The sequence below is a fragment of the Streptomyces sp. 15-116A genome, assembly GCF_025290915.1.
In the GTDB taxonomy this organism is placed as follows: domain Bacteria; phylum Actinomycetota; class Actinomycetes; order Streptomycetales; family Streptomycetaceae; genus Streptomyces.
This window is the reverse complement of the sequence record NZ_JAOCQE010000268.1, coordinates 1-8619: the sequence shown is the minus strand read 5'-3', so window position 1 is coordinate 8619 and position 8619 is coordinate 1. Positions and strand designations below refer to the sequence as shown.

Annotated in this window: 7 protein-coding genes and 1 pseudogene; 5 read left to right on the top strand and 3 right to left on the bottom strand. The window is 71.6% G+C overall.

Annotated features, from left to right (window positions below):
* Positions 1-453 (bottom strand): GAF domain-containing protein (locus N4P33_RS29090; protein ID WP_260829870.1); only part of this gene is annotated, 453 nt, incomplete at its 3' end.
* 142 nt (positions 454-595) lie between these two features.
* On the opposite strand from N4P33_RS29090, the gene N4P33_RS29085 reads away from it, so the two are divergent.
* From N4P33_RS29085 to N4P33_RS29065, 5 genes are all read left to right on the top strand, one after another.
* Positions 596-2266: an AMP-binding protein gene (locus N4P33_RS29085; protein WP_260829868.1), complete on the top strand. Its 1671-nt coding sequence runs from the start codon at positions 596-598 to the stop codon at positions 2264-2266.
* Entirely contained in the window at positions 2263-3852 is a 1590-nt protein-coding gene (locus tag N4P33_RS29080; RefSeq protein ID WP_260829866.1) for an AMP-binding protein, read from the top strand. Before N4P33_RS29085 ends, N4P33_RS29080 begins: the two co-directional genes overlap by 4 nt.
* A gap of 66 nt (positions 3853-3918) precedes the next feature.
* Positions 3919-4947, top strand: a complete 1029-nt coding sequence (locus tag N4P33_RS29075) for a LacI family DNA-binding transcriptional regulator (RefSeq protein ID WP_260829864.1) — start codon at positions 3919-3921, stop codon at positions 4945-4947.
* Between the two features lie 291 nt (positions 4948-5238).
* Complete coding sequence (locus tag N4P33_RS29070) at positions 5239-6378, top strand: GH12 family glycosyl hydrolase domain-containing protein (RefSeq protein ID WP_260829862.1); 1140 nt, start codon at positions 5239-5241, stop codon at positions 6376-6378.
* 71 nt (positions 6379-6449) lie between these two features.
* Positions 6450-7526, top strand: coding sequence for a lytic polysaccharide monooxygenase (locus tag N4P33_RS29065; protein ID WP_260829860.1), 1077 nt, complete (start codon positions 6450-6452; stop codon positions 7524-7526).
* 105 nt (positions 7527-7631) lie between these two features.
* Here N4P33_RS29065 and N4P33_RS29060 read toward each other — a convergent pair whose 3' ends face one another.
* Both N4P33_RS29060 and N4P33_RS29055 read right to left on the bottom strand, forming a co-directional pair.
* Positions 7632-8141: a GNAT family N-acetyltransferase gene (locus N4P33_RS29060; protein ID WP_260829859.1), complete on the bottom strand. Its 510-nt coding sequence runs from the start codon at positions 8139-8141 to the stop codon at positions 7632-7634.
* A 195-nt stretch (positions 8142-8336) separates the two neighbouring features.
* Positions 8337-8619 (bottom strand): annotated as a pseudogene (locus tag N4P33_RS29055) (hypothetical protein); the annotation flags it as partial.

Genomic DNA, 8619 nt, shown 5'->3' with positions numbered 1-8619 from the left:
GCCCGCCTCCTCCCGCACCACCAGCGCCTGCTCCACGTCCCGCGCCGCCTGCACCGCGAGGCCCAGGGTGCGGTCGCCGAGCGGCTGGGCCGAGCGCAGGGCGCCGTAGAGAACACCCCGCACCCGCCGCCGTACGACGACCGGGACGGCGACGACGGCCCGCAGGCCCTCGGCGGCGACCGGGCCGTCGTACTCGTGGCTGATCTGCCGCGACGCCGAGTAGTCCGTCACCGCGCACGGACGGGCGAGCGCCACCGCCTTGCCGCCGAGACCGTTGCCCGCGGTCACCGCGAGCGCGCTCAGCGCGGGCGTCGCCGTGCCGCTGAGTTCGCTGATGCGCATCTGCCGCCGCCCGGGCTCCACCAGACCGCCGAAGGCGACCGGCAGGCCGGTCGCGCGCCGCAGCCGCACCAGCGCACCGCGGATCTCGGCCGAGCCGTCGACCGTCGTCATCCGGTCACCTGTCACCTGTTCGCCCCTCCACCGCGGCTCCCGTGCGGGCGCACACCCCCGTTCGGGGGTAGTGAGACCTGCATCACGGATTACACGATGGCACTGAGCTGGTCGGCAAGGTTCGGGTACCGAGGAGGACACAATGACCGCGACCGAGGAGTTCCGCAGGGCCAGGGACTTCCTGCTGGAGCATCGGGAGGACTACGCCGCCGCTTACGCGGGGTTCCGGTGGCCCCGGCCCGAGCGGTTCAACTGGGCGCTCGACTGGTTCGACGTGATCGCGGACGGCAACGACCGCACCGCGCTGCACCTCGTCGAGGAGGACGGCGGCCGGACCCGGCTGTCCTTCGCCGACCTCGCCCGCCGCTCCGACCAGGTGGCCAACTGGCTGCGCCAGCAGGGCGTCGCCGCCGAGGACCGGATCCTCGTCATGCTCGGCAACCAGGCCGAACTGTGGGAGACCGCCCTCGCCGCGATGAAACTGCGCGCCGTCGTCATCCCCGCCACCCCGCTCCTCGGCCCCGCCGACCTGCGCGACCGCGTCGACCGGGGCCGCGTCAAGCACGCGATCGTCCGCGCCGCCGACGCCGCCAAGTTCGACGAGGTGCCCGGCGACTACACCCGCGTCGCGGTGGGGGAGGGAGCCGGGGACAGCTGGCTGCCCTACGCCGACGCGTACGGCGCCGCCGAGCACTACGCGCCCGACGGGCCCACCCTCGCCGACGACCCGCTGATGCTGTACTTCACCTCGGGCACCACCGCCCGCCCCAAACTCGTCGAGCACACCCACGTCTCGTACCCCATCGGGCACCTGGCGACCATGTACTGGATCGGCCTGAAGCCCGGCGACGTGCACCTCAACATCTCCTCGCCCGGCTGGGCCAAGCACGCCTGGTCCAACCTCTTCGCCCCCTGGAACGCCGAGGCGACCGTCTTCCTGCACAACTACACCCGCTTCGACGCCGCCCGCCTGATGACCGAGATGGACAAGGCCGGCGTCACCACCTTCTGCGCCCCGCCGACCGTATGGCGCATGCTCATCCAGGCCGACCTGACCCAGCTGCGCACCCCGCCCCGCGAGGTCGTCGCCGCCGGCGAGCCCCTCAACCCCGAGGTCATCGAACAGGTGCGCCGCGCCTGGGGCGTGACCATCCGCGACGGCTTCGGGCAGACCGAGACCGCCGTACAGGTCTCCAACAGCCCAGGCCAAGTCCTCAAGACCGGCTCCATGGGCCGCCCCAGCCCCGGCTACAAGGTCGAGCTGCTCGACCCCGTCTCGGGCGCGCCCGGAGCGGCGGAGGGCGAGATCGCACTCGACCTGTCCGAGCGCCCCGTGGGCCTGATGACCGGCTACCACGGCGACCCCGACCGCACGGCCGAGGCGATGGCCGGCGGCTACTACCGCACCGGCGACATCGGCTCCCGCGACGCCGACGGCTACATCACCTACGTCGGCCGGGCGGACGACGTGTTCAAGGCGTCCGACTACAAGATCTCCCCGTTCGAGCTGGAGTCCGCGCTCCTGGAGCACGAGGCGGTCGCCGAGGCGGCCGTGGTGCCCGCGCCGGACGAGCTGCGCCTCGCCGTGCCGAAGGCGTACATCGTGCTCGCGGAGGGCTGGGAGCCCGGCCCCGACACCGCGAAGGTGCTGTTCGAGCACTCCCGCGACGTGCTCGCCCCCTACAAGCGGATCCGCCGCCTGGAGTTCGGCGACCTGCCCAAGACCGTGTCCGGCAAGATCCGCCGCATCGAGCTGCGCGAGGCGACGGCGGCCGGGTCCGCGAACGAGTACCGCGAGGAGGACTTCCGGTGACCCAGCTCTCCTACGCCCACGGCACCAGCGCGACGACCCTGCTCGGCGACACCATCGGCGTGAATCTGGACCGCGCGGTCGCCACCTGGCCCGACCGCGAGGCACTCGTCGACGTCCCCTCCGGGCGGCGCTGGACCTACGCCGAATTCGGCGCTCGAGTCGAGGAGTTGGCGTCCGCGCTGCTCGCCTCCGGGATCGCCAAGGGCGACCGGGTGGGCATCTGGGCGATCAACTGCCCCGAGTGGGTGTTCGTCCAGTACGCCACCGCCCGCATCGGCGCGATCATGGTCAACATCAACCCGGCGTACCGCACGCACGAGGTGGAGTACGTCCTCAAGCAGTCCGGCGTACGGCTGCTCATCGCCTCGCTCAGCCACAAGTCCAGCGACTACCGGGCGATGGCCGAGGAAGTGCGCGGCAGCTGCCCGGAGTTGCGCGAGGTCGTGTACATCGGCGACCCGAGCTGGGAGGCGCTGATCGCGCGGGCGACCCCCGACCCCGCCTACCCGGACCTGTCCTGCGACGACCCCATCAACATCCAGTACACCTCGGGCACCACCGGCTTCCCCAAGGGCGCCACGCTCTCCCACCACAACATCCTCAACAACGGTTACTTCGTGGGGGAGTTGATTGCCTACACCGAGCAGGACCGAGTGTGCATCCCCGTGCCCTTCTACCACTGCTTCGGCATGGTGATGGGCAACCTGGCGGCCACCTCCCACGGCGCCTGCATGGTCATCCCCGCGCCCTCCTTCGACCCGGCGGCCACCCTGCGCGCGGTCCAGCAGGAGCGCTGCACCTCGCTGTACGGCGTACCGACCATGTTCATCGCCGAGCTGAACCTGCCCGACTTCGCCGACTACGACCTGTCCTCCCTGCGCACCGGCATCATGGCGGGCTCCCCCTGCCCGGTGGAGGTGATGAAGCGGGTGGTCGCCGAGATGCACATGGCGGAGGTCTCCATCTGCTACGGCATGACCGAGACCTCCCCGGTGTCCCTGCAGACCCGGCGGGACGACGACCTCGAACACCGCACCGGCACCGTCGGCCGCGTCCTGCCGCACATCGAGGTCAAGATCGTCGACCCGGCGACCGGGGTGACCCGACCGCGCGGCACCGCAGGCGAGTTGTGCACCCGTGGCTACAGCGTGATGCTCGGCTACTGGGAGGAGCCCGGGAAGACGGCGGAGGCGATCGACGCCGGCCGCTGGATGCACACCGGCGACCTCGCGGTGATGCGCGAGGACGGGTACGTCGAGATCGTCGGCCGCATCAAGGACATGATCATCCGGGGCGGCGAGAACATCTACCCGCGCGAGATCGAGGAGTTCCTGTACGGCCACCCGAAGATCCGGGACGTCCAGGTCGTCGGCGTCCCGCACGAGCGGTACGGCGAGGAGGTCCTGGCCTGCGTCATCCCGCGCGACCCGGCCGACCCGCCCACGCTGGAGGAGCTGCGGGCGTACTGCGACGGCCGGCTGGCCCACTACAAGATCCCGAGCCGGCTGCAGATCCTCGACTCCTTCCCGATGACGGTGTCCGGAAAGGTGCGGAAGGTCGAGCTGCGCGAGAGGTACGGCTCCTGAGGACCGCCGGGGCGTTCGATCGCGAGGTCCAAGGCCCGTAAGATCGGACGCCCTTGGGGGGTGGACATGGGCAGACGGCGGCCGGGCACGACGCCCACACTGGAGGAAGTGGCCGCGCTCGCGGGGGTCGGGCGGGGCACGGTCTCCCGGGTCGTCAACAACGAGGCGGGCGTCAAGGAGTCGACGCGCCGCACGGTGCAGAAGGCCATCGCCGAGCTGGGCTATGTGCCCAATCTCGCCGCGCGTTCGCTGGCCGGGCGGCGGGCCGACGCCGTGGCGCTGGTGATGACGGAGCGGGACTGGCGGCTGTTCGGCGAGCCGTTCTTCTCCGAGACGGTCAGGGCCGTGGGCGACGCCCTGACCGACACGTCCGTCCAGCTGCTGCTCACCCTGGTCCGCACGGACGGTGAGCGGCGGCGGTTCGTGGAGTACGCGCGAGGCGGCCGGGTGGACGGCGTGCTGCTGATGTCCGTACGCGCCGAGGACCGGCTGCCGGACATGCTGGCCGAGGCGGGCCTGCCCACCGTGCTGCTGGGCCGCCGCTCCGGCGACGAGCAGATCACCTACGTCGACGCGGACAACGTGGGCGGCGCTCGGGAGGCGGTGGACCATCTGCTGCGCGGCGGGCGGCGCTCGATCGCGGCCCTCACCGGCCCGCTCGACATGTATGTCGCCCAGTGCCGCCTGCGCGGCTACCGCCAGGCCCTGTCCCGGGCGGGACTCGCGGCCGACGACTCCTTCGTGGTCGAGGGCGAGGACTTCACCGAGGCGGCCGGCCGCCGTGCGATGACCGAACTCCTGCGACGGCACCCGGAGGTGGACGCCGTCCTCGCCGCCTCCGACACCATGGCCGTCGGCGCCCTGACCGCGCTCCGTGCGGCCGGCCGCCGCGTCCCCGACGACGTGGCGGTCATCGGCTTCGACGACTTCCAGCTGGCCGAGCACACTGACCCGCCGCTGACCACGGTCCGTCAGCCCCTGGAGGAGATCGGGCGCACGATGGTCCGGCTGCTGCTGGAGGAAATGGAGCAGCCGGAGGTCGCGTGGCGGCATGTGATTCTGCGGACGCGGCTGGTGGTGCGGGAGTCGGCGTGAGCCGTTCGGCCGTCCAGCCGTTCGCAACTTTCGGGAGCGCTCCCAACTCCTTTGCTGAGAAGGCTCATTGATCGCCCGAGCCGTGTCCGCCCACGCTGACCTGGCCCTTCGAAAGCCCCTCGACCGATTCACGCGCACAGGGTTGTCAGGGACATGAACCACTCCTACAGTCACGTCCGAAACCGGTGGGATGGGAGCGCTCCCATCAGTGGGGAGACGGGAGCGCTCCCGAACCCCAGATCCGCAGCATCCCCCTGTCGAGTCCGGTTCCCTCGGAGAGAGGCCCCCCGCATGCGATCGTCACCGCAACGCCTCCGCACCGTCCGCGCCTTGGCCGGCGCGCTGCTCACCGCTCTCGCCACCGTGGCGGCGCTCCTGACCGGCAGCGTCCCCGCCCAGGCCGACACCACGCTCTGCGAGCCCTTCGGAACGACCGTGATCCAGGGCCGCTACGTCGTCCAGAACAACCGCTGGGGCACCAGCTCCCCCCAGTGCGTCACCGCCACGGACACCGGCTTCCGGGTCACACAGGCCGACGGCTCCGTGCCGACCAACGGCGCCCCGAAGTCCTACCCGTCCGTCTTCAACGGCTGCCACTACACCAACTGTTCGCCCGGGACCAACCTCCCCGCCCGGGTGAGCGGCATCTCCAGCGCGCCCAGCAGCATCTCCTACGGCTATGTCTCCGACGCCGTGTTCAACGCCTCGTACGACATCTGGCTGGACCCGACGCCCCGCACCGACGGCGTCAACCGGACCGAGATCATGATCTGGTTCAACCGGGTCGGCCCCATCCAGCCGATCGGCTCCCCCGTCGGCACCGCCAGTGTCGGGGGCCGCAGTTGGGAGGTGTGGACCGGCAGCAACGGCTCCAACGAGGTGATCTCCTTCGTCGCCCCGTCGGCGATCGCCAGCTGGAGCTTCGACGTCATGGACTTCGTCGACCAGGCCGTGGCCCGGGGCATGGCCGGGAGCGACTGGTACCTGACGAGCATTCAGGCCGGGTTCGAGCCGTGGCAGAACGGCGCCGGGCTCGCGGTGAACTCCTTCTCCTCCACGGTCAACCTGGGCGGCACCGACCCGGGCGACCCCGGCGACCCGGGCGATCCGGCGGCGGCCTGCCAGGTGGCGTACGACACCAACGTCTGGCAGGGCGGCTTCACCGCCGACGTGACGGTGAAGAACACCGGTTCCACCGCGGTCGACGGCTGGAAACTCGGGTTCACCCTGCCGTCCGGACAGCGGGTCACCAACGCATGGAACGCGCCCCTGTCGGGGGCGTCGGGCGCGGTGACCGCGAGCCCTGTCGCACACAACGCGCGCATAGCGGCGGGCGGTACGCAGACGTTCGGGTTCCAGGGCACGTACGGCGGCGCCTTCGCCGAACCGGCCGGCTTCACCCTGAACGGCGCGGCCTGCACCGTCACATGACATGACACGAACCTCACCCGGCCCCACCTGAACGGACACGGCACACGACGAACGAACAGGAGACAGACACCATGGCTCGACACAGAAACCGCCTCCTCTCCTGGGCGGCGGTGCTGGCCACCCTGCTCAGCGGACTCGGCCTCGCCTTACTCGGGCAGGGCAGCGCGCAGGCGCACGGCGTGGCGATGATGCCCGGATCGCGCACCTACCTGTGCTGGCTGGACGCCAAGACCAGTACCGGCGCCCTCGACCCGACCAACCCGGCCTGCGAGGCGGCGCTCGCCGAGAGCGGTGCGACGGCGCTGTACAACTGGTTCGCGGTGCTCGACTCCAACGCGGGCGGGCGCGGCGCCGGTTATGTGCCGGACGGCAAGCTGTGCAGCGCCGGCGACCGCTCCCCGTACGACTTCACCGGCTACAACGCGGCCCGCGCCGACTGGCCCCGCACCCATCTGACCTCCGGGGCGACGGTCAAGGTGAAGTACAGCAACTGGGCGGCGCACCCCGGTGACTTCCGGGTGTACGTGTCCAAGCCCGGCTACTCGCCCACCCAGCCCCTGGGCTGGGACGACCTGGAGCTGGTCCAGACGGTCACCGACCCGCCGCAGTCCGGCTCGGTGGGCAGCGAGTCCGGGCACTACTACTGGGACCTGAAGCTGCCCTCGGGGCGCTCCGGTGACGCGGTGATGTTCATTCAGTGGGTGCGCTCGGACAGCCAGGAGAACTTCTTCTCCTGCTCCGACATCGTCTTCGACGGCGGCAACGGCGAGGTCACCGGCATCCGCGGCTCGGGCGGAACGCCGACGCCGACGCCGACCCCGACGCCCACGGACCCGCACACCGGGTGCATGGCCGTCTACTCGGTGACGAACTCCTGGAACGGCGGCTTCCAGGGTTCCGTCGAGGTGATGAACCACAACACGGCACCGCAGAACGGCTGGGCCGTGCGCTGGAAGCCGGGCGACGGCACCAGGATCAGCCAGGTGTGGAACGGCACGCTCAGTACCGGCACCGACGGCACGGTCACCGTCCGGAACGCGGACCACAACCGGACCATCGCACCGGACGGCAGCGTGACCTTCGGCTTCACGGCCACCTCGACCGGCAACGACCTCCCGGCCGGCTCGATCGGCTGCGTCACCCCGTAACACGGCCCCGCCCCAGGCGGCGTCGGCTCCCACACCCTCCGGGAGTCGGCGCCGCCATCCGCAGCCCCGCCTCGACTCGAACCGACAGAGCAGTGTGCGGGTCGTTCAAGCCGGCGGACGTTGCATGCAGACCCGGGGCCAGCGGTCCAGGCCGAGCCGTGCCTCGTGGGCGCGGATCTCGCGCAGGCCCGGGGTGAGGTCGGCGTCCTCCAGGGTGCGGAAGCCGAGGCGCTCGTAGTACGGCGCGTTCCACGGCACCTCGGCGAACGTGGTCAGTGTGAGACCGGCCAGCCCCTCCTCCCGCGCCCGGTCGGCGGCGTACGCGAGGAGGTCCCGGCCGACTCCCCGGCGGGCGGCGCGGGGGTGTACGGACACCTGCTCGATGTGCAGCGCCCCGTCCACGGGCTCGGCCATCAGATAGCCGACGGCCCGGTCCCGGTCGTCGACGGCGACCCAGAGCCGCCCCGCCCGCCGGTACTCCTCCAGCACGTCCAGCCCGGGCGGCTCGTCCTCGGCGATCCGTTCCATCCCGAGCCCCCGGAATGCCTCACCGGCGGCCCGCTCGATGTCCTGAAGCCGGGGGAGCTCGACCGCCCCGGCGAGACGGATACGCATCCGCCGAGTATCACCCACGCACGCCTGGGAGGCGCCGCTGGTTTCCGCCCGCGTACGCCCGGGGACGTCGCTGGGTTTCCGCCCGCGCAAGCCGGAGAGGCGTCGCCGGCTCACCCGCGCACGCCTGCGTGGCACCGTCAGGTTTCCGCCCCGCATGCCTGGGAGGCGCCCCCCCGGTTCGCATCCCCGCCCCCCTCACACCTCTCCCTCGTTCATCTCGTCCGCCGGCGTGTTGGCCGGGATGATCGCGCCCGTGCGGTCGAGGGTGAACAGGGGGATGCCGAGGGTGTCCGCGCGGGCGCGGGCCTCCTCCGTGTAGCCGGTGAGGGAGAAGTAGAGGCAGCCGACGGACTCCGTCATCGCCGTCAGCCACAGGCACTCCACGTCGCGCAGGGCCGCCGGGCGGGCCGAGGGGTCGACGTGGGCGAGGACGCCGTGCCCGGCCAGGCCGATGCCGGACGGCGGGCGGCGGTCCGCG